At 71.6% G+C, this 26,601-nt stretch carries 19 protein-coding genes; 9 read left to right on the forward strand and 10 right to left on the reverse strand.

Annotation, left to right across the window (positions count from 1 at the left end; translation table 11 throughout):
- Window positions 1-216: 216 nt before the first annotated feature.
- Both PH203_RS24635 and PH203_RS24640 read left to right on the forward strand, forming a co-directional pair.
- Window positions 217-3,261 carry a helix-turn-helix transcriptional regulator gene (locus PH203_RS24635; RefSeq protein WP_289922874.1) on the forward strand — a complete coding sequence of 1,015 codons (3,045 nt, stop codon included), beginning with the start codon at window positions 217-219 and terminating at the stop codon, window positions 3,259-3,261.
- A gap of 38 nt (window positions 3,262-3,299) precedes the next feature.
- The gene (locus PH203_RS24640) at window positions 3,300-3,488 is read left to right on the forward strand and encodes a DUF6191 domain-containing protein (RefSeq protein ID WP_289922665.1); all 189 of its coding nucleotides are present in this window, start codon (window positions 3,300-3,302) and stop codon (window positions 3,486-3,488) included.
- Window positions 3,489-3,496: 8 nt separating this feature from the next.
- Here PH203_RS24640 and PH203_RS24645 read toward each other — a convergent pair whose 3' ends face one another.
- A complete protein-coding gene (locus PH203_RS24645; protein ID WP_289922666.1) occupies window positions 3,497-4,702 on the reverse strand; it encodes a PQQ-dependent sugar dehydrogenase in 1,206 nt (401 codons plus the stop codon).
- 417 nt (window positions 4,703-5,119) lie between these two features.
- Window positions 5,120-6,118 (reverse strand): aldo/keto reductase, encoded by a 999-nt coding sequence (locus tag PH203_RS24650; RefSeq protein ID WP_289922667.1) that lies wholly within the window; start codon window positions 6,116-6,118, stop codon window positions 5,120-5,122.
- Between the two features lie 78 nt (window positions 6,119-6,196).
- On the opposite strand from PH203_RS24650, the gene PH203_RS24655 reads away from it, so the two are divergent.
- The 6 genes from PH203_RS24655 to serA all read left to right on the forward strand — a co-directional run bounded on the left by PH203_RS24655 (window position 6,197) and on the right by serA (window position 16,162).
- Entirely contained in the window at window positions 6,197-7,186 is a 990-nt protein-coding gene (locus tag PH203_RS24655) for a 2-hydroxyacid dehydrogenase (RefSeq protein WP_289922668.1), read from the forward strand.
- Between the two features lie 393 nt (window positions 7,187-7,579).
- Window positions 7,580-10,600 carry an EAL domain-containing protein gene (locus PH203_RS24660; RefSeq protein WP_289922669.1) on the forward strand — a complete coding sequence of 1,007 codons (3,021 nt, stop codon included), beginning with the start codon at window positions 7,580-7,582 and terminating at the stop codon, window positions 10,598-10,600.
- A gap of 231 nt (window positions 10,601-10,831) precedes the next feature.
- A complete protein-coding gene (locus tag PH203_RS24665) occupies window positions 10,832-12,676 on the forward strand; it encodes an acetolactate synthase large subunit (protein WP_289922670.1) in 1,845 nt (614 codons plus the stop codon).
- Window positions 12,677-12,696: 20 nt separating this feature from the next.
- A complete protein-coding gene (ilvN, locus tag PH203_RS24670; protein ID WP_289922671.1) occupies window positions 12,697-13,221 on the forward strand; it encodes an acetolactate synthase small subunit in 525 nt (174 codons plus the stop codon).
- Between the two features lie 117 nt (window positions 13,222-13,338).
- Entirely contained in the window at window positions 13,339-14,337 is a 999-nt protein-coding gene (ilvC, locus tag PH203_RS24675) for a ketol-acid reductoisomerase (RefSeq protein ID WP_289922672.1), read from the forward strand.
- A gap of 235 nt (window positions 14,338-14,572) precedes the next feature.
- The gene (serA, locus tag PH203_RS24680; protein ID WP_289922673.1) at window positions 14,573-16,162 is read left to right on the forward strand and encodes a phosphoglycerate dehydrogenase; all 1,590 of its coding nucleotides are present in this window, start codon (window positions 14,573-14,575) and stop codon (window positions 16,160-16,162) included.
- Between the two features lie 125 nt (window positions 16,163-16,287).
- On the opposite strand, the gene PH203_RS24685 is transcribed toward serA, so the two are convergent.
- Window positions 16,288-17,808 carry an MFS transporter gene (locus tag PH203_RS24685; protein ID WP_289922674.1) on the reverse strand — a complete coding sequence of 507 codons (1,521 nt, stop codon included), beginning with the start codon at window positions 17,806-17,808 and terminating at the stop codon, window positions 16,288-16,290.
- A 76-nt stretch (window positions 17,809-17,884) separates the two neighbouring features.
- Here PH203_RS24685 and PH203_RS24690 point away from each other — a divergent pair, with 76 nt between their 5' ends.
- Window positions 17,885-18,466, forward strand: coding sequence for a TetR/AcrR family transcriptional regulator (locus PH203_RS24690; RefSeq protein ID WP_289922675.1), 582 nt, complete (start codon window positions 17,885-17,887; stop codon window positions 18,464-18,466).
- On the opposite strand, the gene PH203_RS24695 is transcribed toward PH203_RS24690, so the two are convergent.
- The 7 genes from PH203_RS24695 to PH203_RS24725 all read right to left on the reverse strand — a co-directional run bounded on the left by PH203_RS24695 (window position 18,453) and on the right by PH203_RS24725 (window position 26,579).
- Window positions 18,453-19,124, reverse strand: a complete 672-nt coding sequence (locus tag PH203_RS24695; RefSeq protein WP_289922676.1) for a dipeptide/oligopeptide/nickel ABC transporter ATP-binding protein — start codon at window positions 19,122-19,124, stop codon at window positions 18,453-18,455. The genes PH203_RS24690 and PH203_RS24695 overlap by 14 nt on opposite strands.
- Window positions 19,125-19,143: 19 nt before the next feature.
- The gene (locus PH203_RS24700; RefSeq protein ID WP_289922677.1) at window positions 19,144-20,454 is read right to left on the reverse strand and encodes an ABC transporter ATP-binding protein; all 1,311 of its coding nucleotides are present in this window, start codon (window positions 20,452-20,454) and stop codon (window positions 19,144-19,146) included.
- Window positions 20,451-22,322: an ABC transporter permease subunit gene (locus PH203_RS24705; protein WP_289922678.1), complete on the reverse strand. Its 1,872-nt coding sequence runs from the start codon at window positions 22,320-22,322 to the stop codon at window positions 20,451-20,453. The genes PH203_RS24700 and PH203_RS24705 overlap by 4 nt, the downstream gene beginning before the upstream one ends.
- Window positions 22,319-23,815, reverse strand: a complete 1,497-nt coding sequence (locus tag PH203_RS24710) for an ABC transporter substrate-binding protein (protein ID WP_289922679.1) — start codon at window positions 23,813-23,815, stop codon at window positions 22,319-22,321. The genes PH203_RS24705 and PH203_RS24710 overlap by 4 nt, the downstream gene beginning before the upstream one ends.
- Window positions 23,816-23,881: 66 nt before the next feature.
- Entirely contained in the window at window positions 23,882-24,532 is a 651-nt protein-coding gene (locus PH203_RS24715) for an HAD-IA family hydrolase (RefSeq protein ID WP_289922680.1), read from the reverse strand.
- Window positions 24,533-24,534: 2 nt separating this feature from the next.
- Window positions 24,535-25,179 carry a LysE family translocator gene (locus PH203_RS24720; RefSeq protein WP_289922681.1) on the reverse strand — a complete coding sequence of 215 codons (645 nt, stop codon included), beginning with the start codon at window positions 25,177-25,179 and terminating at the stop codon, window positions 24,535-24,537.
- Window positions 25,180-25,310: 131 nt separating this feature from the next.
- The gene (locus tag PH203_RS24725; protein ID WP_289922682.1) at window positions 25,311-26,579 is read right to left on the reverse strand and encodes a helix-turn-helix domain-containing protein; all 1,269 of its coding nucleotides are present in this window, start codon (window positions 26,577-26,579) and stop codon (window positions 25,311-25,313) included.
- Window positions 26,580-26,601 lie beyond the last annotated feature (22 nt).

Raw genomic sequence — 26,601 nt, forward strand, 5'->3', positions numbered from 1 at the left:
CTCCGGAAGACCGAGGCACAGAAACCCGAGGCACAGAAACCCGAGGCACAGAAACCCGCGTCACAGAAACCCGCGTCACAGAAATCCGACGCCGTCCCGCACGCCGGGGCGGCGTCGGACCCCGTTGAGCCGAACACCGCGACCCCTGTGACGGGCGAGGCGTCCAAGATCGCGCTGCGAGCGAAATCCGGTGCCGCGCTGTCGGACCTGCGTGCGATGCTCGGGCCCGTGGAGACCAGGTCCGTCAGTCCCGTGTTCGTCGGTCGCACCGATGAGCTGAACACCTTGAACGAGGCGCTCGCCCGCGCCGCCGCCGGTGAGCCCCAGGCGCTGCTCATCGGTGGTGAGGCAGGCGTCGGAAAGACGCGCCTCGTAGAGGAGTTCGCCACCGCCGCCGGCCGGCAGGGCGCCGTCGTCGCGCTCGGCGGCTGTGTCGAGATCGGCGCCGACGAGCTGCCCTTCGCCCCGTTCTCCACCGCCCTGCGCGCCCTGCGCCGGGAACTGCGGGACGAGATGGCCGCCGCGGCCGCGGGCCAGGAGGAGGAACTGGCCCGGCTCCTGCCCGAACTGGGCGAGGCACCCTCGGGCCGGCACGACGAACAGAGCATGGCCCGCCTCTTCGAACTCACCGCCCGCCTCCTGGAACGCGCCGCCGCCGACCGCACCGTCGTCGTCGCCCTGGAGGACCTGCACTGGGCCGACGCCTCCACCCGCCACCTCCTGTCCTATCTGTTCCGCACCCTGCGCACCGGCCGCCTCCTCGTCCTCGCCACCTATCGCGCCGACGACATCCACCGCCGCCACCCGCTGCGCCCCCTGCTCGCCGAACTCGACCGGCTGCGCACCGTCCGCCGCCTGGAACTCGGCCGCTTCAACCGCACCGAGGTCGGCCGCCAGATCGCCGGCATCCTCGCCGCCGAACCCGAACCGGCCACGGTCGACGACATCTTCGAACGCTCCGACGGCAACGCCTTCTTCGTCGAAGAACTCGCCGTCGCCGCCCACGAGGGCTGTTGCACCGGACTCACCGACTCCCTCCGCGACCTGCTCCTGGTCCGTGTCGAAGGCCTGCCCGAGAGCGCCCAGCGGGTCGCCCGGGTCGTCGCCGAGGGCGGCTCCACCGTCGAGTACCGGCTGATCGCCGCCGTCGCCCAGCTCGCCGAGGACGACCTCATCGAGGCGCTGCGTGCCGCCGTGAACGCCAGCATCCTCAGCGCCGCACCCGACGACGACGGTTACCGCTTCCGCCACTCCCTGGTCCGCGAGGCCGTCAGCGACGACCTGCTGCCCGGCGAACGCTCCCGCCTCAACCGCCGCTACGCCGAAGCCCTGGAGGCCGATCCCACGCTCGTGGCCGCCGGCGCCCGCGTGATGCGCCTGGCCAGCTACTGGTACCACGCCCATGACGCCGCCAAGGCCCTGCCCGCCGTCCTCGAAGCCTCCGCCACCGCCCGCCGCCGGCACGCCTACTCCGAACAACTCAGGCTCCTGGAACGCGCGATGGAGCTCTGGGACACCGCCCCCGAATCCATTCGTGCCACCCTGCGCCCCGTCGACTACACCGAGGTGTACCCGCCCTGCGGCTGCGACCCCGCCACCACCCCTCTGCACTACCTCGACCTGATGGCCGAGGCCGCGGTCGCCGGCCGGCTCTGCGGCGAGCGCGAACGCGCCCTGAAGATCACCAAGCGCGCCCTGCACCTCCTGGAGGAGGAAGGGGACCCGCTGCGCAGCGCCTGGTTCTGGGTCCAGCGCTCCCGGCTGATCCAGGCCCTCGCCCGCGGCGACGGCTGGGAGGAACTGGCCACCGCCCAGGAACTGGTGCGCGGTCTGCCGCCCTCCGAGGTGCATGCCGAGGTCCTCTCCAACATCGCCAACTGGTCCCTGGTGCACGTCCCCGGCCCGGACGCCTTCGCCGCCGCCGAACGTGCCGTGGAGTACGCCCGCATGGTCGGCGCCCGGGAGACCGAGATGTCCGCCCGGCTCACCCACGGCAGCCTCCTGGTCCACTCCGGCGACCTGACGGCAGGGCTCGCCGAGATGCATGAGGTCAAGCGGCAGACGGTCGAGGACGGCCTCTCCGCCGTCGCGGCCCGGGTCTATGTGAATCTGCCGGACGCCCTCGAAGCTGTCGGCCGCTCTGCCGAGGCCGTCCCCATCCTGGAGGAAGGCATCGCCTACACCCGGAAGGTCGGCCTCCTGGACAGCGAGGCCTGGGCCTGGGGCAATCTCGCCGAATCCCTCTACAGCCTGGGCCGCTGGGACGAGTCCGCCGCAGCCGCCGGCAAGGCACAGCATGTCGGCCAGAGCGCCAAGCCCCGCGGCTTCCACGCCCTCCTGCGCGCCGAACTCGCCCTCGCCCGCGGCGACCTGGCCGAGGCCGGTCTCCAACTGGCCGCGTCCCGAGGCCACTTCGGCGCCCATGACCGGCCACCCCAGAACGAACTGCCTCTCACCCGCATAGGCATCGGCATCGCCGCGGGTGAGGGCCGCCTCCTGGACGCCCGCGCCGAACTCGAACGCATCGCCGGCGCAGGCTTCCCGCCCGACACCCAGCGCTACGCCTGGCCCCTCCTCCTGACCGCCGCCGAAATGGAGGCCGACACCCTCGGCCTGCCCGCCGCCGACCCCGGTCGCGCCGAGACCCTGGAGACCATCCGCAAGGCCGCCAAGACCCTGGTCACCAATGTCCCCGTCTGGCAGGCCCATGAACGCTGGGTCCGCGCCGAGCTCCTGCGCGCCGAGGGCCACAGCGACCCCGACGACTGGTCCGAGGTGACCGCCGCCTTCGAGTGCCTGGACCGCCCCTACGACCTTGCCCGCGTCCGCCACCGCCTCGCCGAGTCCCTCCTTGCGACCGGCGGCGACGACGAACGCGACCGCGCCACGGAGCTGCTCCGCCTCGCCAACGCCGTCGCCGACCACCTCGGCGCCCGCCCGCTGTCCGACTCCGTCAGCCGCCTCGCCCAGCGCGCCCGCCTCACCCTGGCCCACACCCCGAAGCAGAGCCTGGACCCCGGCGACCCCGCAGAGGTCCTCGGCCTCACCGGACGGGAGCGCGATGTGCTGCGCCTGGTCTCCGCCGGCCGCACCAACCGCCAGATCGCCGAGGAACTCTTCATCTCCCCGAAGACGGCCAGCGTCCATGTGTCGAACATCCTCGCCAAGCTCGGCGTCTCGGGCCGGGGCGAGGCGGCGGCGGTGGCCCACCGGCTGGGGCTGTTCCCTCCGGAACGGGCCATGGGCCGAACGGCGGGATGAGACTTACGCTGTAAAGGACCCCGGCTGAGGGAGGACCCGTGTTCAACGCCTTCGAGGAACTCTTCTCCCCGGGCCGAAAGCACACCCAGGACGAACAGAACCGGCTCGAACTGACCCGGGAGGACGTCGGCGACGGCGACCCCGGGCGCGGTCCGATAGATCTTTCGTCCGGGAAGGTGGTCGTGCGACCGCCGAAGCCGCAGGAGGACGAGTCCACGCAGGAGTGACGGCCGGGTCAGCTCACCTGTATCTCCAGGATCCGGTCGTCCCCGTCCTTCGGGTTTCCCCTCCCGTCCGTGTTGCTGGTGATCAGCCACAGCTTGTCGCCGCCCGCCGACACCACCGTGCGCAGCCGGCCGTGGTCGCCCTCCAGGAACGCCTCCGGATCGGCCGATGCCTCCGTGCCGTTGAGAGGTATGCGCCACAGGCGCTGGCCCTTCAGACCCGCCATCCAGATCGAGCCCTCGGCGTAGGCGATACCGCTGGGGGAGGCGTCGTCCGTGGCCCACTGGGCTGTCGGGTCAATGAAGTCGCCCTCGTCGGACGTGCCCTCGGCCTCGGGCCAGCCGTAGTTGCCGCCCGGCTCGATGGCGTTCAGCTCGTCCCAGGTGTCCTGGCCGAACTCCGAGGCGAACAGGCGCTGCTTGGAGTCCCAGGCCAGGCCCTGCACATTGCGGTGGCCGTAGGAGTACACCGCGGAGTCCGGGAACGGGTTGCCGGGGGCCGGGTCGCCCTCCGGCGTCAGCCGCAGGATCTTGCCGCCCAGGGACTTCTTGTCCTGGGAGAGGCCCTCGTCGCCGCTCTCGCCCGTGCCCGCGTACAGCATGTCGTCCGGGCCGAAGGCGATCCGGCCCCCGTTGTGGACAAAGCCCTTGGGGATGCCCTTGAAGACGGTGTCCGGGGCGCCCAGCTGCTCGCCGGCGGGCTTCTTCTCCTCGTACAGCATGCGGACGATGCGGTTGTCCGAGGCCGAGGTGAAGTAGGCGTACACCATGTGGTCAGAGGCGTACTCCGGGGACAGCGCGAGGCCCATGAGCCCGCCCTCGCCGGCCGGGGAGACGCCCGGCACCTCGCCCAGCTCGGTCTTCTTGCAGGTCTCCCCGTCGACCCGGGTGATCGTCGCGTCGTCGCGGGAGGAGACCAGCAGATCGCCGTCGGGCAGCGGGGCCACGCCCCAGGGGGTGTCCAGGCCGGTGGCGACGGTCCGGAGCACCTTCACCGACCCCTTGGCGGGCGGGGTCTCCTCGGCGGCCTGCTGAGTAGGGGAGGACTCCGATGCCGTACCACCGCTCGGTGGCGTACCGCCGTCGGACGACGCGCCGCCGCCGTCGTCCGAGGAGCATCCGGCCGTCAGCAGGAGGGCGGTCGCGGCCAGCACGGCCGATACAGCTCGCCGTCGCTCGATCTCGGTCCCTTCGAAGCGGCGGGTTCTACTTGTCATACACCGCTCGCGCCTCACAGGTTCCCGATCTCCGAGACCCGATGCGCAGGAGTGCTTTTCGTCCGGGGTTCCTGGCCTCGGGGTCGCGATGCGGGGGCAGGCCGTCGGCGACGCGTCGGTCTGGCTTCCTCGGGCCGGTGGGGTGCCGGCTTCCTCGGGTCTGGTGGGGGCGCCGGGCCGCGGATGGCGGGAACCGGGCCGATCAGGTTTCCGGTCGTCGAGTCCCGATGCGCGGGGGTGCTTTTCGTCCGGGGTTCCTGGCCTCTGGGCGCGCGATGCGGGGCAGGCCGCCGGCGACTCGACCGGCCGGTCTCCTCGGGCCTGGTCCGCGCGTCGGGCTGCCGGGCCGCGTACGGCGTCGAACCCGCGCCCGCCAGGTTCCCCCGGGCCTCCGGTACCGCATACCCGCCCGCGCTCTCAGTCCCAGGATCCCTGTGCCCCCGGCAGCTCCGCCACCTCCGTCAGGTCCTGTGCGGACAGGCGTAGCTCGGAGGCCGCCGTGTTCTCCGTCACCCAGCGCTCCTGTTTGGTGCCCGGTACCGGGATCACGTGGCGGCCGCGGGACAGGACCCAGGCGAGGGCGACCTGGGCGGGGGTGGTCCCGTCGCCGTGGCGGGCGGCGATGCGGCGCAGGCCTGCCACTATCGGCTGGTTGGCCGCCATCATCTCGGCCGTGAAGCGGGGGTGGCGGGCGCGGACGTCGTCCGGTTCGAAGCCCTCGCCGGGGGTGAGTGTGCCGGTGAGGAAGCCGTTGCCCAGGGGCATCGCCGCCAGGAAGCCGACACCGCGGGCCTCGCACCACGGCAGCAGGGCCTCCAGCGCCTCCGGCGACCAGATGGAGAGCTCGGCCTCCACCGCGCTCACCGGGAAGACCTGCTGGACGCGCTGCAGCTGCCGGATCGTCGCGTCGTGGAGCCGGGCCCCCGAGCGGCGGCCGCCCCGTGCGCCCACCGCGCACAGGCCCAGCGACCGCACCTTCCCCGCCTGGACCAGCTCCGCCATCGCGCCCCAGGTCTCCTCGACCGGGACCTCGGGGTCCGCACGGTGCAGCTGGTAGAGGTCGATGACGTCCGTCTGCAGGCGCCGCAGAGACGCGTCACAGGCGCGCTTCACATAACCGGGGCGGCCGTTGGCCACGATGTGCTGCTCGCCGACCAGCAGCCCCACCTTCGTCGACACGAAGGCGTCCCCGCGCCGCTCCTTCAACACCCGCCCCACCAGCAGCTCATTGGTGAACGGGCCGTACATGTCGGCCGTGTCCAGCAGCGTCGAGCCCAGGTCCAGTGCCCGGTGCACGGCCCTGAGCGACTCCTCGCCCCGCTGCCGCGACCCGCTGTACGCCCAGCTCATCGGCATGCAGCCGAGTCCGACGGCCCCCATCGCGAGTGCCCCCGCGCCGATCGTCCTGCGCTCCACCTGCTTGTGACCCTCCCTCTTCCGGCACCCCACAACCTAACCTCTGCGTCCTCACGTGCCTGACATAGCCTCATGCCCATGACTGCTGCTGACGTGTGGCTTCCCATTCCGCCGGACGAGATCGCGGGGCTGCCGGAAGGCCCCGACTACCTCTTCTACGACGGAGGTGAGGACGGGACACAGGAGTTCCCCGGCGACCCGGTCGACTGTGTCCTGTACGTCGTGCCCTACATGAAGCGTCAGCCGGTGAAGGTCCGCCCGCTCAAGGAGATGCGCGGTCTCCAGGTCGTCCAGACGCTCACCGCCGGCGTCGACGACGTCCTGGCGAGCCTGGACGACATCGTTCCGGGTGTGCGGCTGTGCAACGCGCGCGGGGTGCACGAAGCCAGCACCGCCGAACTCGCCCTCACCCTGACGCTGGCCTCGCTGCGCGGCATCCCCGGTTTCGTGCGCGCTCAGCAACAGGAACAGTGGCAGGGCGGCTTCCGCCCCGCGCTCGCCGACAAGAACGTGCTGATCGTCGGCTACGGCTCCATCGGCGCCGCCATCGAGGACCGGCTCGTCCCGTTCGAGGTCGCGCGGGTGGCGCGCGTCGCGCGCTCCGCGCGCACCACGGAGCGCGGACCGGTGCATCCGCTCGCCGAACTGCCCGCCCTGCTCCCCGAGGCGGACGTCGTCATCCTCTCCACCCCGCTGAACGACTCCACCCGCCACCTGGTGAACGCCGAGTTCCTGGCCCGGATGAAGAACGGCGCTCTGCTGGTCAACGTCGCCCGCGGCGGCGTCGTCGACACCAAGGCGCTCCTCGCCGAACTGGAGCGCGGCCGTATCACCGCCGCCCTGGACGTCGTCGACCCCGAACCGCTGCCCGAGGGACACCCGTTGTGGCGGGCGCCCGGCGTGCTCATCAGCCCGCACGTCGGCGGGCCCACTTCCGCGTTCCTGCCGCGCGCCAAGCGCTTGCTGGTGGACCAGTTGGGACGTTTCGTGAACCGGGAGCCCTTGCGCAACGTGATCCTTACGACGGGTCCCACAAGTGCTCAGAGCCGCGGAGCAACAAGCGCGTAATCCGTTTCCGGTACCCTCCGCTACCTTCCGGACGCGGTACGTGCTCGCATCGCCGCTGGTCGTCACGGAGCGTAGAGGAACTATGTCCCTGAGTGACGAGACTGGTGTATCGTCCCGACAGGGGCTGCGCCGCGCACCGTTCGGCGCCGGGGATGGACATTGCAGACTGTGAGGGGGGCGACGGGCGATGCACGGCCTATGGACGAACGATCCGACGCGGCGAAGCCGCCGACGGCGACCCTGGCGCACTGCCGCGCGCAGACGCGGTCACCACGGCAGCCACGGCTGTCGTCACGGCCATCACCACCGCAGGCACAGCAGCCGCAGGAGGCATGCGCATCCAGCGACCCCGGACTCCCGGGACCCTGGAGCGGTGCGGACCGGGAGGACCCGGTGAGTTCACCGCCGCCTCCCACGACCACCCTCAACGGAGCGCTGCGGGCACAGCCTTCGCCGGGGGCACTGCTGCCCCGACCGCCGGTCTCCGGCGGCGGGTCGAGCCTGGTCCACCAACTCCTGCTGGCCCTCGTGTGCGCGGGGTACGCCGTCGGTTCCGCGCTCGGCTGGGGCTCGCAGCAAGTCGCGCTCATCATGGGCGACTTCGGGCTGAGTGTGGCGGCCGGAATCGCCGCCGTGTCCTGCTTCCTCCACGCCCGTCGACGCCGTGTCCGCTTTCGGCCGGCCTGGCTGCTGTTCGCGCTCTCCTCGGCCATGGCCTCCCTGGGCAACCTGGTCTGGGGGTGGTACGAGGTAGTGCTGCAACGGCCGGTGCCCAGCCCCAGTTACGCCGACGGGTTCTTCCTGTGCTTCGCGCCGCCCGCCATCGTGGGCCTCCTGGTCCTCGCCAAGCGGCCCGTCACGAAGGCCGGTTGGGTCTGTCTGGGCCTCGACGCGTGGCTGATCGGCGGTTCCCTGCTGACCATCTCGTGGAGCCTCGCCCTCGCCCAGACCGCGCGGTCCGACGGGCCCAACGTGGCGGAGGCCGCGCTGAACCTGGCGTACCCGCTGCTCGACATCGCTCTGGTCAGCGTGGTGCTCGCACTGCACTTCCGGCGTTCCTCGGTGAACCGCTCGGCGATCAACACCGCGATCGGTGCCCTGGCCCTGACCGTGATGTGCGACGCCCTGTTCACCTCGCCGCTGCTGCACAACAACTACCGCTCGGGGCAGTTGCTGGACGCGGGCTGGTTCGCCGGCTCCCTGCTGCTCGCCTACGCCCCCTGGGTCGCTCCCCGGAGCGGCCAGGGTGCCGAACGGCAGGACGGGTCGCGCCAGGACGGGACCGGGCACACGCGCGTGGTCCACGAGCACGTGCCCGGACAGCGCGGCGGCATCCACCACCACGTGCCCCCGCAGGGAGGTGATCACAGCCGGTATCCGGCCGCGGGGCCCATCGTCGGCTCCCTGTCCGCGCTCACGCCCTATCTCGCCGCTGCCGTCTGCACCTTGGGGATCCTCTACAACGTCCTCAACGGCCACAGCGTCGACCGCGTGGTGCTCCTGACCGGCGGCACCGTGGTGCTCGCCCTCGTGGTGCGCCAGGGCATCATGCTGCTCGACAACATCACCCTCACCCAGGAACTGGCGCAGAAGGAGAACCACTTCCGCTCCCTGGTGCAGGGCTCCAGCGACGTCATCATGATCGCCGCGCCCAACGGAATCCTCCGCTACGTCTCCCCGGCCGCCGCCGGTGTCTACGGCTGCCCCGCGGAGGACCTCGTGGGGACCGAACTGGCCAATCTCATCCACCCGGAGGACCTGGGCTGCGTGGTGCACGAGGTGCGCCGCTTCCTCGCCGCCAGCCCTCTCGAGGAACCCACCACCCGTATCGAGTGCCGTTTCCGGTCCGGCGACGACCGCTGGCTCAACGTCGAGTCCACCGTCAACCGCCACCACGGCGGCCTCATCTTCAACAGCCGGGACGTGACCGAAAGAGTGCGCCTGCAGGCGCAGCTCCAGCACAACGCCGAACACGACCCGCTCACCGACCTGCCCAACCGCGCCCTGTTCACCAAGCGCGTCCAGCAGGCGCTCTCCGGCCGCCGTGCCTCCGACCGCGGCGCTGCTGCTGGTGGCACGGCCGTTCTCTTCATCGACCTCGACGGATTCAAGGCCGTCAACGACACGATCGGGCACCAGGCCGGGGACGAGCTGCTCGTCCAGGCCGCCCGCAGACTCCAGGACGCGGTCCGGCACGGCGACACCGCCTCCCGGCTCGGCGGCGACGAGTTCGCGGCCCTCATCGTCGGGGACGGCACCCGGGACCGCGCCGCCCGCGAACGCCACATCCTGGAGCTCGCCGACCGCCTCAGGATCACCCTCTCGCAGCCCTACCTCATCGACGGCAACGATGTCCGCGTCGCCGCGTCCATCGGCGTCGCCTTCTCGGAGCCGGGACTCGGTGCGGGGGAGATCCTGCGCAACGCGGACCTCGCGATGTACCGCGCCAAGTCGGCCGGAAAGGGCCGCGTCGAGCTGTACGCGCCGCAGATGCAGCAGGACGTCGTCCGCAAGGCGGAGCTGGCCACGCGCCTGCGTGCCGCGTTGCACGACGGCGAGTTCGCGCTGCTGCACCAGCCCGTGGTCTGTCTGGAGGACGGCCGGATCACCTCGGTCGCCGCTCAGGCGCGCTGGCGTTCCTCGCAGGGGGTGCTCTTCACACCGGCCGAGTTCCTGCGGGTGGCCGAGGACAACGACAAGACGGCCGAGCTGGGCCGCTGGATGCTGGAGGAGGCCGTCGAGCAGGCCGCCGAGCGCGCCGCGAGCGGCCTCGCCGTGCCGGTGGCGGTCCGGATGAGTGCCAGGAGACTGCTGGACCGCTCGCTGCCGCTCGGCTCGATCGAGGCCCTCCTGACCCGGCACGGGCTGCCCTCCGGGGCCCTGGTGATCGAGCTGTCCGAAACGGACCCCCGGGTCTCGCTGGACGAGCTGGAGCGCCGCCTCGGTGCCCTGCGCAGACTCGGTGTCCGGATCGCCCTGGACGGGTTCGGGAGCGGGTACGCGGCCATCACCGCGCTCCGGCGGCTCCCCGTCGACGTACTGAAACTCGACCGAAGTCTGGTGGAGGGAGTGGTGGAGTCCGCTCGACTGCACAAGATCACCAGTGGGCTGCTCAGGATCGCCGGCGATCTCGGGCTGCAGTCCGTGGCCGACGGGGTCGACCTGCCGGAGCAGGTCGTGGCGCTGCGGGCGATGGGCTGCACGCACGGGCAGGGGATGGCGTTCTCCGGTCCGCTGGACGAGTACCGGCTGCGCCGGGCGCTCGGTTCAGGCCATTATCCGGTTCCACATGGACCGGCAGAGCCCGCATTCGCGGGCGGGGGCTCGCCGGTGTACACAAGTGGTGTCCCGGCTGTTCTCGGAGGCGGAAGTGCCCTTCGCTCACATAATGAGACTCCCGTCCCACCCGCTTGACACTGGGTGTGCGCCGGGGGGAGGGTCTGTGCCATGCGCACCCGAATTCTCGTACTTGGAAAGCGCGTCGGCTGAGCTGGTGATGTCCGGACGGACCCGGAACTCCCAGCGACCACACCCGGCGCGCTCCCCTCGCTTGCCTCCCGGCACGAGGGGTTTTTTGTTGCACAGGCACCAGGCGTAACACCGACAAACCTCGCAAAAACCCTCAGCATCGAGAAGAGAATGACGATGACCGAGCAGGCCACCGGGGCCCATCCGCAGCCGCGGCCCCGATCCGGAGGACAGCAGTCCGCCCCCGAGAGCGTCACGGGCGCGAAGTCGCTCATCCGTTCGCTTGAGGAGGTCGGGGTCGACACGGTGTTCGGCATCCCCGGCGGCACGATCCTGCCGGCGTACGACCCGATGATGGACTCCACCCGGGTGCGCCACGTCCTGGTCCGCCACGAGCAGGGCGCCGGTCACGCCGCCACCGGCTATGCGCAGGCCACCGGGAAGGTCGGCGTCTGCATGGCGACCTCGGGACCGGGCGCCACCAACCTGGTCACCCCGATCGCGGACGCGAACATGGACTCGGTGCCGCTCGTGGCGATCACCGGCCAGGTGGTCTCCGCGGCGATCGGCACCGACGCCTTCCAGGAGGCGGACATCGTCGGCATCACCATGCCGATCACCAAGCACAGCTTCCTGGTCACCAAGGCCGAGGACATCCCGCGGATCATCGCGCAGGCGTTCCACATCGCCTCCACCGGGCGCCCCGGCCCGGTCCTGGTCGACATCCCCAAGGACATCCTCCAGGCGCAGACCACCTTCTCCTGGCCGCCCGTCATGGACCTGCCCGGCTACCGGCCCGTCACCAAGCCGCACGCCAAGCAGATCCGCGAGGCCGCGAGGCTCATCACCGCCGCCAAGCGGCCCGTCCTCTACGTCGGCGGCGGTGTCATCAAGGCACACGCCACCACCGAGCTCAAGGTTCTCGCCGAGCTCACCGGAGCGCCCGTCACCACCACCCTGATGGCGCTCGGCGCATTCCCCGACAGCCACCCGCTGCACGTGGGAATGCCGGGCATGCACGGTGCGGTCACCGCCGTCACCGCGCTGCAGAAGGCCGACCTGATCGTCGCCCTCGGAGCCCGCTTCGACGACCGCGTCACCGGCAAGCTGGACAGCTTCGCCCCGTACGCCAAGATCGTCCACGCCGACATCGACCCGGCCGAGATCGGCAAGAACCGCGCCGCGGACGTGCCGATCGTCGGTGACGCCCGCGAGGTCATCGCCGACCTGGTCCAGGCCGTGCAGAAGGAGCACAGCGAGGGCCACAAGGGCGACTACACCGCCTGGTGGAACGACCTCAACCGCTGGCGCGAGACCTACCCGCTGGGCTACGAGCACCCGGAGAACGGCCAGCTCTCCCCCCAGCAGGTCATCCAGCGCATCGGCCAACTCGCCCCGGAGGGCACGATCTTCGCCGCGGGCGTCGGCCAGCACCAGATGTGGGCCGCGCACTACATCGAGTACGACAAGCCCGCGACCTGGCTGAACTCCGGCGGCGCCGGGACGATGGGCTACGCGGTCCCCGCCGCGATGGGCGCCAAGGCCGGCGCCCCGGACCAGACGGTCTGGGCGATCGACGGCGACGGCTGCTTCCAGATGACCAATCAGGAGCTCACCACCTGCGCCCTGAACAACATCCCGATCAAGGTCGCCATCATCAACAACGGCGCCCTCGGGATGGTCCGCCAGTGGCAGACCCTCTTCTACAACCAGCGGTACTCCAACACCGTGCTGCACTCCGGCCCGGACGACGTCAACCCCGACGCCCGCGGCACCCGGGTCCCCGACTTCGTGAAGCTGTCGGAGGCCATGGGCTGCTACGCGATCCGCTGCGAGGACCCCGCCGACCTCGACAAGGTCATCGAAGAGGCGAACTCCATCAACGACCGCCCGGTCGTCATCGACTTCATCGTCCACGAGGACGCGATGGTGTGGCCGATGGTCGCCGCAGGCACCTCCAACGACGAGATCCTGGCCGCCCGGGACGTCCGCCCCGACTTCGGCGACAGCGAAGACGACTGAGCGAGAGAGACGTAAAAGACATGTCCAAGCACACGCTCTCCGTCCTGGTGGAGAACAAGCCGGGCATCCTCGCCCGGATCGCGGCCCTCTTCTCCCGCCGCGGCTTCAACATCGACTCGCTCGCCGTGGGTGTCACCGAGCACGCCGACATCTCCCGCATCACGATCGTGGTGAGCGTCGACGCGCTGCCCCTGGAGCAGGTCACCAAGCAGCTCAACAAACTCGTCGAGGTGCTGAAGATCGTGGAGCTGGAGCCGAGTGCGGCCGTTCAGCGTGAACTCGTTCTGGTGAAGGTGCGCGCCGACAACGAGACGCGCTCCCAGATCGTCGAGATCGTCCAGCTCTTCCGCGCCAAGACCGTCGACGTCTCCCCGGACGCCGTCACCATCGAGGCCACCGGCGGCGCCGACAAGCTGGAGGCCATGCTCAAGATGCTGGAGCCGTTCGGCATCAAGGAGCTCGTCCAGTCCGGCACCATCGCCATCGGCCGCGGCGCCCGTTCGATCACGGACCGCTCGCTGCGCGCCCTCGACCGATCCGCGTGACGCTTTGAACGGGCGGCCGTGACCGTCGGCCGCCCGTATAGCGAGACCCCGAAACTTCCCCTCACCCCGCCGTCATACGGTGGGACGCAACACCTGTACTCAAGGAGAGAACCCAAAGTGGCCGAGCTGTTCTACGACGCCGACGCCGACCTGTCCATCATCCAGGGCCGCAAGGTCGCGGTCATCGGTTACGGCAGCCAGGGCCACGCCCACGCGCTGTCGCTGCGTGACTCGGGTGTCGACGTCCGCGTGGGTCTGCACGAGGGCTCGAAGTCCAAGGCCAAGGCCGAGGAGCAGGGCCTGCGCGTGGTGACGCCCGCCGAGGCCGCCGCCGAGGCCGACGTCATCATGATCCTGGTGCCGGACCCGATCCAGGCCCAGGTCTACGAGGAGTCCATCAAGGACAACCTCAACGACGGCGACGCGCTGTTCTTCGGCCACGGCCTGAACATCCGCTTCGACTTCATCAAGCCCCCGGCCGGCGTCGACGTCTGCATGGTCGCCCCGAAGGGCCCGGGCCACCTCGTCCGCCGTCAGTACGAGGAGGGCCGCGGCGTTCCCTGTATCGCGGCCGTCGAGCAGGACGCCACGGGCAGCGCCTTCCCGCTGGCCCTGTCGTACGCCAAGGGCATCGGCGGCACCCGCGCGGGCGTCATCAAGACGACCTTCACCGAGGAGACCGAGACCGACCTCTTCGGTGAGCAGGCCGTCCTCTGCGGTGGCACCGCCGCGCTGGTCAAGGCCGGTTTCGAGACGCTGACCGAGGCGGGCTACCAGCCGGAGATCGCGTACTTCGAGTGCCTGCACGAGCTGAAGCTCATCGTCGACCTCATGTACGAGGGCGGCCTGGAGAAGATGCGCTGGTCCGTCTCCGAGACCGCCGAGTGGGGCGACTACGTCACCGGCCCGCGGATCATCACGGACGCCACCAAGGCCGAGATGAAGAAGGTCCTCGCCGAGATCCAGGACGGCACCTTCGCGCGTGAGTGGATGGCCGAGTACCACGGCGGTCTGAAGAAGTACAACGAGTACAAGCAGCAGGACTCCGAGCACCTCCTTGAGACCACCGGCAAGCAGCTGCGCAAGCTGATGAGCTGGGTGAACGAGGAGGCGTGAGCCTCGGACGAGGGGGCCGGAGCGGTGTGCTCCGGCCCCTTTGTCCAACCCGTCAGATCACGGACGGGTGATCCTTTCGTAGAGGCGCAGGAGGACCCGTGAAGCGCCACTACACTGCCGTACTACATACGCGTCAGGCCCACAGTGTCGTGCGTCTTCCACGCGGCTAGCAACCCTCCACCGCCTGCGGCCGTCGGGACGGCCGTCCGCATGCATTGGACTTGTGAGGACTCACGTGAGCTCGAAACCTGTCGTACTCATCGCTGAAGAGCTGTCGCCCGCGACTGTGGACGCGCTTGGCCCGGACTTCGAGATCCGGCACTGCAACGGAGCGGACCGAGCCGAACTGCTCCCGGCCATCGCCGACGTCGACGCGATCCTGATCCGCTCCGCCACCAAGGTCGACGCCGAGGCGATCGCCGCCGCGAACAAGCTGAAGGTCGTCGCACGAGCGGGCGTCGGCCTGGACAACGTGGACGTCTCCGCCGCCACCAAGGCCGGCGTGATGGTCGTCAACGCCCCGACCTCCAACATCGTGACCGCCGCCGAGCTGGCATGCGGTCTGCTGCTGGCCACCGCGCGCCACATCCCGCAGGCCAACGCCGCGCTCAAGCAGGGCGAGTGGAAGCGCAGCAAGTACACGGGCGTCGAGCTCGCCGAGAAGACCCTCGGTGTCGTCGGCCTCGGCCGCATCGGCGCGCTCGTCGCACAGCGCATGTCCGCGTTCGGGATGAAGGTCGTCGCCTACGACCCCTACATCCAGCCCGCCCGCGCCGCGCAGATGGGCGTCAAGGTGCTGTCGCTGGACGAGCTCCTCGAGGTCTCCGACTTCATCACCGTCCACCTCCCGAAGACCCCCGAGACGGTCGGCCTGATCGGCGACGAGGCGCTGCGCAAGGTCAAGCCGAGCGTGCGGATCGTCAACGCCGCGCGCGGCGGGATCGTCGACGAGGAGGCGCTGTACTCGGCGCTCAAGGAGGGCCGGGTCGCCGGTGCCGGCCTCGACGTGTACGCGAAGGAGCCCTGCACGGACTCCCCGCTGTTCGAGTTCGACCAGGTCGTCTCCACCCCGCACCTCGGTGCCTCGACGGACGAGGCCCAGGAGAAGGCCGGCATCGCCGTCGCCCGCTCCGTCCGCCTCGCGCTCGCCGGTGAACTCGTCCCCGACGCCGTGAACGTCCAGGGTGGTGTCATCGCCGAGGACGTCAAGCCGGGCCTCCCGCTCGCCGAGCGCCTCGGCCGCATCTTCACCGCGCTCGCGGGCGAGGTCGCGGTCCGCCTCGACGTCGAGGTGTACGGCGAGATCACCCAGCACGACGTCAAGGTGCTGGAGCTCTCCGCCCTCAAGGGTGTCTTCGAGGACGTCGTCGACGAGACGGTCTCCTACGTCAACGCCCCGCTGTTCGCGCAGGAGCGCGGTGTCGAGGTCCGTCTGACGACCAGCTCGGAGTCGGCCGACCACCGCAACGTCGTCACCGTCCGCGGCACGCTCGGCAGCGGCGAGGAGGTCGCGGTCTCCGGCACGCTGGCCGGTCCGAAGCACCTGCAGAAGATCGTGGCCGTCGGCGACTACGACGTCGACCTGGCCCTCGCCGACCACATGGTCGTCCTCAAGTACGAGGACCGTCCCGGCGTCGTCGGCACCGTCGGCCGCGTCTTCGGCGAGGCCGGCATCAACATCGCCGGCATGCAGGTGTCGCGTGCGGTCGCCGGCGGCGAGGCGCTGGCCGTGCTGACCGTGGACGACACGGTTCCGGCGAACGTGCTGACGGAGGTTGCCGAGGAGATCGGCGCCACGTCCGCCCGCGCGGTGAACCTGGTCTGACGTGCGGTCCCTGGGGGCTGCCGCCCCCAGACCCCCGCTTCGGCCCTGAAGGGGCCTCGTCCTCAAACGCCGGACGGGCTGGTCGGTCAGCCCGTCCGGCGTTCTGCGTGCGGGAGTTCGTTCGGTCATACGGCGGCCTTCTCCCGCTCGCACGCCTCCTTCCGCACCTCGACGCCCCGCAGCGTCACCGCCGCCAGCGCCGCCGCCCCCGCGAGAATCACCGCCCCTGCGATCGCCGCCCCCTGCATCCCGCTCGTGAACGCCTCCCTGGCCACCGTCGCGAGGCCCGGCATCTGATCCGCGACGGCCAGCGCCCCGCCCAGCGTCTCGCGGGCCACGTCCGGCGCCGCACCCGGCATCTCGTGCCGGTAGACCGCCGTACCGATCGACCCGAGCACCGCCATCCCGAGCGCCCCGCCGAACTCCGCGCCCGTCTCCATCAGCGAGGACGCGGCACCCGCCCGCTCCACCGGGGCGGTGCCCATCGCGAGGTCCATGATCTGGGACATCACGGTGACACCGCCGACCGCGAGGACACCGCACGAGACCAGCACCAGCCCCATCGAGTCCGTACCGGCGAGGGAGAGCAGCGCGAAGCCGCACGCGGAGATCGCGAAGCCCGCGGCGACGACGTGGGCGCGGTCGACGCCCTTCTGCACCAGCGCGGTCGCGACCGGCGCCGCCGCTCCGATCGGCACCGACGGCAGCAGCGCCCACAGAGCCGCCTCCAGCGCGCTCTTGTCGAGCACCGACTGCAGATACTGCGTGGTGAAGTAGGCCGACCCCATGATCCCGAACGCCGAGACGAGGTTCAGGGCGACGGACGGCGCGAAGCCGCGGCCGCGGAACAGTGCCGGGTCGATCATCGGGGAGGCCGAGGTGCGCTGGCGGTGGACGAAGAGGGCGGCGAAGAGCAGACCGACCGTGATCGAGACGACGTATCGAACGTTCCAGCCCTCCGACGGGATCTCCTTCAGGCCGTAGACCACGGGCAGCACCGCGGCCATCGACAGCGGGACGCTCAGCCGGTCGAAGCGGCCGGGGGCGCGGTCGCGGGACTCCGGCAGCAGGACCGGGCCGAGGATCAGCAGCAGGGCCATCGCGGGCAGGTTGACCAGGAAGACCGAACCCCACCAGAAGTACTCGACCAGCACCCCGCTCATCACCGAGCCGAGCGCGATCCCGGCCGTCATCACGCCGGACCACGTACCGATCGCCTTCGCTCGCTGTCCGGGGTCGGTGAACATCGTGCGGAGCAGGGCCATCGTCGACGGCATCAGGGTCGCGCCGCCGATGCCGAGGAGCGCGCGGGCGGCGATCAGGGTCTCGGCGCTGTTCGCGTAGGCCGCGATCAGCGAGGCGGTGCCGAAGGCGGTGGCGCCGATCAGCAGGAGGCGGCGGTGGCCGATGCGGTCGCCGAGCGAGCCCATCGTCATCAGCAGGCCGGCGAGCACGAACGCGTAGATGTCGAAGATCCACAGCTGCTGGGTGCCGGACGGCTCCAGGTCCGCGCTGATGGAGGGGATCGCGAAGTAGAGGACGGAGACGTCCATCGAGACCAGCAGCAGCGGAAGCATCAGGACGCCGAGGGCGGTCCATTCCCGGCGTCCGGCGCGGGAGTTGGTGGTGCTCGTCGAGTTCGTCATGACGGTGACTGTACGAGCGTCCTAAACGATTGTCTATGACGCTTGTATAAGTCGCTTGTCTAGATAGGGTGGGGGCATGGGACACCGTGAGGATCTGCTCGAAGGCGCCAAGCGCTGCCTGCTGGAGAAGGGCTTCGTGCGCACGACCGCGCGCGACATCGTCAAGGAGTCGGGGACCAATCTGGCCTCGATCGGCTACCACTACGGCTCGAAGGACGCGCTGCTCGCGGAGGCGTACCTGGCGCTGGTCGGGGATCTCTCCGAAGCCTTCGACGGCGAGGCCGCCGGGATCGTGGCGGCGCCCGGCTCGATCGAGCGGTTCCGGGAGGTGTGGTCGAACATCATCGGCACCATGCGGGGGCCCGGTTCGATGTGGCGCCTCAGCGTGGAGATCGTGGCCATGGGCGACCAACTGCCGGTGGTGCGGGACCATCTGGCGCAGCAACAGCGTGAGGCCGGACGAGCCCTTGTCGCGCTGTTCATGGGCATGCGGGAGGAGGACGTCCCGGACGAGACCCTGGACACGGTCGGCAGGTTCTACACGGCCCTGATGACGGGTCTCATCGCGCAGTGGGTCTTCGACCCCGAGAACGCGCCGGACGCCGACGCGCTCACCGAGGGGCTGAGTCAGGTGATCGCCGGGATCACGAAGAGCTGATCCGCCCGTCCCGCATCTCCAGCACCCGGTCCGCGAAATGCCGTACGACGGCCCGGTCGTGGCAGATGAACAGGTACGCCAGACCCAGCTCGTCCTGGAGATCGGCGAGGAGGTTGAGGATCCCGGCCCGGACGGAGGGGTCCAGGGCCGACACCGGCTCGTCGAGGACCAGCAGACGCGGGTCGGAGGCCAACGCCCTTGCGATACCCACGCGCTGGCACTGGCCTCCGGAGAGCTCGTGCGGCCGGCGGTCGCCGTACGAGGGGTCCAGACCGACCCGGTCGAGGAGTTCGGCCACCTCGGCGGGGGTGGGGCGGCCGCCCTGGAGGCGGAGCGGTTCCGCCACCGCGTCGCGGATGCGGTGGCGGGGGCTGAGGGAGCCGTAAGGGTCCTGGAAGACGGGCTGCATACGCGGGCGCAGGGGGCGGAGCTCGCGCTCCGACAGGGCCGTCAACTCCCGTCCCTCGAAATGGACTTCGCCGGAGTGCGGGCGGCGCAGCTGGAGCACCGCCAGCGCGGTGGAGGACTTGCCGCAGCCGGAGGGGCCGTTGAGGGCGAGGGTCTCACCGGGGGCCAGGGAGAAGCTCACTCCGTCCACCGCGGTCACCGCCCCGTAGCGGACGACGAGTTCGCGGACGTCGAGCAGAGGGGTGCTCACGCTTCCTCCAGGGGGGTGCTCATACTTCCTCCCGGTGATGACAGGCGACCAGCCGCTCGTCGTCCGTCCGCGTCGGCTCCGGCTCGTCGCGATGGCAGAGGTCCGTCGCGCGAGCGCAGCGCGGGGCGAAGGCACAGCCCGGCGGAAGGGCTCCGGGGGACGGGGGAGTGCCGGGGAGGGTGGGGAGCCGTCGGCCTCGGGCGGGGCGGGGGGTGCCCGCTTGCTCGGGGTTCGGGGTGTGTTGGCGGTCTGGGACGTGCTGGGGGTTCGGGGTGTGTTGACGGTCTTCGGCGTGCCGGGGGTTCGAGGCGAGCTGGCGCTCTCCGGTGTGTTGGGTGCCGGAAGCGCGCTGGTGCTCTCCGGCATGCCGGGAGTCCAGGGCGTGCCGGGTGCCCGGGGTGCGCTGGTGGTCTTCGGGGTGCTCGGGGTCCGGGACCTGCTGGGGCCCCCGGCCGGGTTGTTGGTCCCGGCCGTGCTGAAGGTCCAGGGCACGCCGGGAGTCCAGGGCGTTCTGGAGGTCCAGGGCACGCTGGGGATCCCCGTCACGCCGGGGATCCCGGGCACCCGTCGCATCCACTGCCGGCTGCGGGAGCGAGGCCAGTAGGCCCGCCGTGTACGGGGCCAGAGGCTTGGTCAACACGCTTTCCGTCGGGCCCAGTTCGGTCAGGCGGCCGGCGTACATGACCAGCGCCCGGTCCGCGTGCCGTCGTACCGCGTCGAGGTCGTGCGTGACCAGCACCAGGGCCGCCCCGACGGCCTCCCGCCGGTCGGTGAGGACCTTCAGCACCTGGTCCCGGCGCTCCTCGTCGAGTGCGGTCGTCGGCTCGTCGGCGATCAGGATGTCCGGTTCGTTGATGGTCGCCATCGCGATGACCGCCCGTTGCCGCATGCCGCCGGAGAACTCGTGCGGGTAGGCGCGGGCTCGGCGGGCGGCGTCCGGGATGCCGACGCGGTCGAGCGCGGCGACGGCCCGCGACCGGGCCTCCGTGCGGGAGACGCGGGCCACCGACCTTACGGCGGCGGCGAGTTGGTCGCCCACGGGGTGCACCGGGGACAGCGCGGACAGGGCGTCCTGGGGGACGAGGGCGATACGGCGGCCCCGCTGGGCGGAGAGGTCCGGGCGGATCGTGCCGCTCACCGTGGCCTCGGCGGGCAGCATCCCGAGCAGTGCCCGGGCCGTGAGGGACTTGCCCGCGCCGGACTCGCCGACGAGGGCGAGCACTTCGCCGGCGTGCACGTCGAAGGACAGACCGCGCACGGCTTCCACTCCGCCGAAGCCGATCCGCAGATCCCGCACGGACAGCAGCACGTCGGACACCTCAGACCTCAACGGGGCCCTCCTTCTTGACGGTTGCGGTGCGAGCCACTTGCCTCCCCGCCGGTGTGAGCGACCCGCTCTCCGCTGGTGTGAGTGACCTGCTCTCCGCTGGTGTGAGCGTCGCGCCCCCTGCCGGTGCGAGCGTCGCGCCTACCGCCCGTACGACGGGCCCGGCGTCCTTGTGCGTACGCCGCTCCCGACACCGCGAGCCCCGCCAGCAGGGCCAGGGCCACCGCCGGGGCCAGGGCGGCCCAGGGGGCGCGTTCGACGTAGGCGCGGGACTCGTCGAGGAGCAGGCCCCACTCCGGGGCGGGTGGCTGGGCGCCCAGGCCCAGGAAGCCCAGGGAGGCGAGGGCGAGGGCGATGCCGGGGAGCCGGAGGAGGGCGTGGCGGGCCACGGGGGCGGCCACCGACGGCAGGACGTGCCGGGTCAGGATCCACAACGGGGGTGCGCCGATGGCGCGTTGGGCCATCAGGAAGGAGGACGCCCGTACCTCCTGCACCAGCGCCCCCGCGTGCGCGGCCAGCGGTGGCCAGGAGATCAGGGCGACCGCGAGGGCCGCGCCCCCGGTGCCTGGTCCGGCGGCCGCGGCGACCAGGATGCCGACGATCACGGGGGGCAGGGCGTTGGCGATGTCGGCGGCGCCCGCGGCGACCCCGGGCAGGAAGCCCAGCGCCAGCCCGACGGCCAGGCTCAGCAGACAGACGGCGGCGGCCGTGCCTACCGTGGCGGCCGCCCCGTGCCCGAGCCGGGCGAGGACGTCACGGCCGAGGCCGTCGGTGCCGAGGGGGTGGGCCCAGGTGGGCGCCGCCAGCCGGTTCGTCGTGTCGATGGCGTACGGGTCGCGCAGCAGACCCCATCCGATCGTCACCGTGAGAACGGCGAGCAGCGTCAGCGGGACGGCCGGATGCGTGCGTACCGGCCGGGGCGGGGGCAGGGTGAGCGAGGCGTCCCGTAGGGCGGGCCCCAGCAGCCGGCGTCGGGTGAGCGCCGACAGTGCGCCCACCGCCAGGCCGAGCAACAGCAGGGCGAGCACGGCCCCTTGGAGCAGCGGCAGGTCCTGGGACTTGGCGGCCCCCAGCGCCGTACGTCCGATCCCCGGCACCGCGAACACGGTCTCCACGGCGACCGCGCCACCGGTGAGCCCGACCGCGGCCATCCCGAACTGCGGGACGAGCGGGGGCAGTACGCGTCGGAGCGCGGCCGCGCAGACCCGTGCCCGGCTCACCCCGGACCCGCGCCACAGCTCCACCCACCGCTCGTCGAGCACGGCGGGCAGTGCGTCCGCGACCAGCCGCCCGAGCAGTCCGCCCGCGGGGACACCGAGGGCGAGGGCGGGCAGGACCATGTACTCGGGGCCCTGCCACCCGGAGGTCGGCAGCCATCCCAGCCACACCCCGCAGACCAGCAACGCCACGGTGGCCAGCAGGAATTCGGGCACGGCGGCCAGCATCGCGGCGAACGCCCCGGCCGACCCCCGCCCCCGTACCAGCACCGGCGCGACCAGCGCGCAGCCGAGCAGCGCCGCGACGACGAAGGCCGCGCCCATCAGCGCCAGCGACACCTGCAGTCCCGAGACCACGGACGGCAGCACCTCGGTGCCCGACACCCACGACGTGCCGAGATCCCCGCGGACCAGATCGGACGCCCAACTCCCCAGCAGGGAAAGGGGACCGGCGTCCAGCCCGAGATCCCGTCGTACGGCGTCCAGGGCCTCCTTCGTCGGTTCCTGCTCGGCGGAGCGGGCGCGCAGGACGGTCAGGGCCGGGTCCCGGCCGGAGAGCCAGGGGAGGAGACCGACGGCGGTCACGACCGCGAGGAGGCACAGGACCCGGGTGAGAGCGGCCGGGGTCGGCAACCCCCGGGAAAGGGGCTTCACTTGACGTAGGTGTCCGCCGTGACCAGCTCGCGCTCGCGCGGGTCGTGCGCGGCGGCCACGACCCCGGCGGCGTCGCCCTGGATCACCCGCTCGTGGAGCATCGGGACGGCGGCGTCGGTGGCGAGCACGGCGGCCTCGGCGGCGATGACGGCCTTGCGCCGGGCCTCACCGGTCCCGGTGCCGGCGGCCGTCTTCAGGGCGGCGTCCACCGTGGGGTCGGCGAGCTGGGCGATGTTGAAGGAGCCGTCGGAGGCGAAGTCGCTGTAGAGGTAGGCGGCCGGGTCGCCGGAGTCGAGGACGGTCGCGCGGGAGAGGATGAAGGCGTCGAACTCGCCCGCGAGGGCGTCGGATTCGATGTTGGCGTACTCGCGCACATCCAGCTTGACCTTGAACCCGGCCTTCTGGAGCTGCTGTTGCAGGGTGGCGGCGACCTCGGGGAGTTCGGCGCGGTCGGTGAAGGTGCCGATGGTGACGGTCCGGCCGTTCGGCTTCGCGGCGGTGGACGTGCGCTTGACGTCCGACCGCAGCTCGGCGGCCCACGGCAGCGCCGGCCCGAGCAGCCCCTCGGCGACATCGGCGCGGCCCTCGTACACGCCCTTCACGATCGACTCGGCGTCGATGGCCTCGCGGGCGGCGGCGCGCAGACCGGCGTCCTTGAAGACGCCCTTCTCGGTGTTGAGGTACAGGGTGTTGGTGCGCGGCATCGGGACCTCGGTGACCAGGTCCTCGTCGAGGAGCGCGGCCTGCGAGACGGGGACCGCCTCGACGATGTCGGCCTCGCCGCTGCGCAGGGCGGCGGCGCGTGCGGTGCCGTCGGGCACGAACTTCACGTCGATACCGGGGGACTTGGCCTTGCCGCCCCAGTAGTCGTCGTAGCGGTCGAGGGTGGCGGAGGAGGTGCCGTTGACCTTCGTCAGCTCGAAGGGGCCGGTGCCGGCGCCGACGGGGTTCACCGTCTTGCCGCTGTACGCCTTCGCGGCGAGGATCGACAGCTGGGGCGAGCTGAGCCGCTGCGGGACGAGCGGGTCCTCGTCGGCGGTGGTGACGGTGACGGTGTCGGAGTCCTCGGCCTTCGCGGTCAGTTCGACGCCGTCGAGGATGCGGGGCTTGGGGGAGGCTCCGGCGGCGGTGGCGAGCGCGCGTACGACCGCCTCGGCGTCGAGCTTCGTGCCGTCGTGGAAGGTGACGCCGTCGCGTATCTCGAAAGTCCAGGTCCGGCCGGACTGCTGCCACTCGGTGGCGAGCGCGGGTACGGCGTCCCCGTCGGCGTCGAGCTTCACGAGCGTCTCGGCCGTCGACCAGCGCGACAGCTTGAACGCGTCGTCGGAGAGCGGGGAGAGTCCCGAGCGCGGGGGGTTCATCATCGCGACCCGCACCCGCTTGCCCTCACCGCCCCCGGCGGCGGAGTCCGCTCCGGAGAAGCATCCGGTGAGCAGCGCGGATGCCGCCGTGAGGGCGGTGACGGGGAGCAGACGGCGAGCGGGCAGGCGCACGGGACCCTCCGGGTAAAGGGGCGGTCAGGGGACGGTGCGCCGACCGTAGCACGATGACAATCGTTTTCAATAATTAGGTCCGCCGCTGGTCGCGAGGGTGATCGCCGACGGCGTGTCCCGGGCGATGAGGGTGGGGCGATACGTCGTCTCCGCCCAGGTCCGGCCGGCCGAGACCCACACACTGCGCGCCCCGACCCCGAGCGCGCCCCGGACGTCCGCGTGCGCCGAGTCGCCGATCATCCACGCGCCGTCGAGGCCGGTCCCGGCGGCGGACGCGGCCAGGTGGAAGATCTCCGGCGCGGGCTTCTTGTGGCCGGCCGCCTCGGAGACCACCCAGGCGTGGACGAGCCGGTCGAGACCGGTGCGCCGGATCTTCAACTCCTGTTTCGCCGTACGGCCGTTGGTGACGATCACGCAACTCCAGCCGGCCTCCCGCGCCCCGGTGAGCGCCTCGCGGGTCTCCGCGGGCAAGGTGACGTGCTCGACGGCACCGGAGTCCAGGAACTGCCGGACCCGGCCCGCGGGAAGGCCGTACCGCTCGACGACCGCCCGGGCCACGTCCTCCCGGGGCGTGTAGCCACTGGCGTCGCAGGTCATGAGCCAGTCGAGGTCGGTCCCGGGCAGTGCGTGCGCGGCCAGGAACGCGGACGCCGCCTTCTGGAAGGCGGCGTCGCGGTCGACCAGCGTGTTGTCGAGGTCGATCATCAGCAGGGGCACGCTCACTCCCCGAAGGCGAGGCGGACGCCGAAGGCGGCGATGACCGTGCCGGCGGCGCGGTCCAGGACGCGGCGGGCGCGCGGTCGGCGCAGGGTGTCGCGGAACGTGCGGGCGAAGGCGATCAGCGCGCCCGCCCAGAGCACGCCGAGCGCGATGTGCACGCCGGCCAGCAGCAGTCCGCTCGCGAGGTGCGCGACGGCGCCGCCCTCCGGGACGAACTGCGGCAGTACGGCCATGTAGAAGGCGCCCACCTTGGGGTTGAGCAGGTTCGTCAGGGCGCCCCGGCGCCAGCCGCCCCAGAAACCGTCGCCGCTGTCGGTCTCCGCCGCGGGCTCGGCGGCCGTCCCGCCGCTCCGCCGCAGCGTCGACCACACCATCCGCGCCCCCATCCACACGAGGTAGCAGGCGCCCGCCCAGCGCAGGGCCGTGTAGGCGAGGTGCGAGGCGGTCAGTACGGCGGTGACGCCCAGGGCGCCGAGCGCGCCCCAGACGAGGGTGCCGGTCTGGATGCCGAGGACGACGCCCCAGGCGCGGGTACGGCGGCCCAGGACGGCGGTGCGCAGTATGAGCGCGGTGTCGATGCCCGGGGTGAGGGTCAGGAGGGCCACGATCAGTGCGAACGATCCCAGTGCGGAAGCGGTGATCATGCGGCGACTGTAGGGGGCTCCGGGCACCGACTTCCATGCTTCATGCCCGAAATCGGGCACGTGTGGTGGATGGTTGACCGGATTCGAGAAGAAACCGGGAGGAGATCGGGCGCCTTGCCGGTCCGGCCGGCTCAGCTCCCCAGCCGCGCCCCCTTGAGCGCCATGTGCAGCAGCAGTCGGTCCTCGCCGTCGTCCAGGTCGAGGCCGGTGAGCTGTTCGACCCGGGAGAGGCGGTAGTAGAGGGTCTGGCGGTGGATGCCGAGTTCGGCGGCGGTGCGGCCGGCCTGGCCCGCGCAGTCGAGGTAGATCTCGGCGGTGCGGGCGAGTTCGCGGTGGGCGGGGGAGAGGAGGGGGCGTACGACGGGGTCCTCGGCGATCTCCGGAGGCAGCGCGGTGAGCAACCGGAACGGCCCGAGCGACCCCCACTCCGCGACCGGACCGAGCCGCGCCTCCGCCCCCGCCGCCCGAGCCGCCGCCGACGCCTCGTGCCAGGCGGTGGCCAGCTCCCCGAGGCCGGTGCGCGCGGCGCCGATACCGGCGGAGGCGACCACCCCGGCCACCCCGGCCACACCGACCGCGCCGCCGACCCCGGGCCGGTCGGAAGCGCCCGCCGCCCCACCTGAGGTGCCCGCCCGCTCCAGCAACCGCGTCGCCACCGACCGCGCCGGCGCCGGATTGTCCGTCGACCGCAGGCGCACCAGCACCGCCAGCGACTGTCCCGCCGCTCCCCACGGCAGCGTGCACAGCGCCGTCGCGTGCGGCACCGTACGGGCCGAGGGGGCGTCGTCCGGGTCGGCCGACGGCCAGGGCGCGATGCACACCATGGCGTGGGGGCCGTCGCCTCGGGGACCGAGTGCCGTGCGCAGGGCCGCCACCGCCATGTCCGCCTGCCAGCCCCGCTCGGCGGTCAGTACCGCCCGCAGCTCCCGGCTGAGGTCGGCCCCGTGCTGGGCCTCGTCCGCGAGGAGGGCGCCGATGCGGACCGTCACCTCCATGGCGGCGGCCAGTTGGGCGTCGGTGGGCCCGGGGTCGGATTCCAGGAGCCAGACATAACCGAGGACGACACCGCGATGGCGTACGGGGAGACAGATCCGGCCGCGGTACACCCCCGCCTCGGGGGTCGGGGGGATGCGGACCGGGCCGGTCGCGCGCGTGATGCCGAAGCCCTCGAACCAGGTCCGGACGGTGGCCGTCGAGCGGCGGGTCAGGATCGAACGGGTGCGGACCGGGTCGAGCGCCGAGGGATCGAGGTCGCCCTCACTGTCGTACGCCCCGAAGGCGATCAGCTCGAAGTCGCGGTTCTCGAGGGTCGCGGGGACGCCCAGGAGCTCCGAGATCTCATCGACCAGCTCCTGGTAATCACCTTTGTAGTCGACCGTCACTCCAGCATTCTCCCGCATAATCGCAGTCCCTTCATACATC

It is taken from the genome of Streptomyces sp. S.PB5, from assembly GCF_030403745.1.
In the GTDB taxonomy this organism is placed as follows: Bacteria; Actinomycetota; Actinomycetes; order Streptomycetales; family Streptomycetaceae; genus Streptomyces.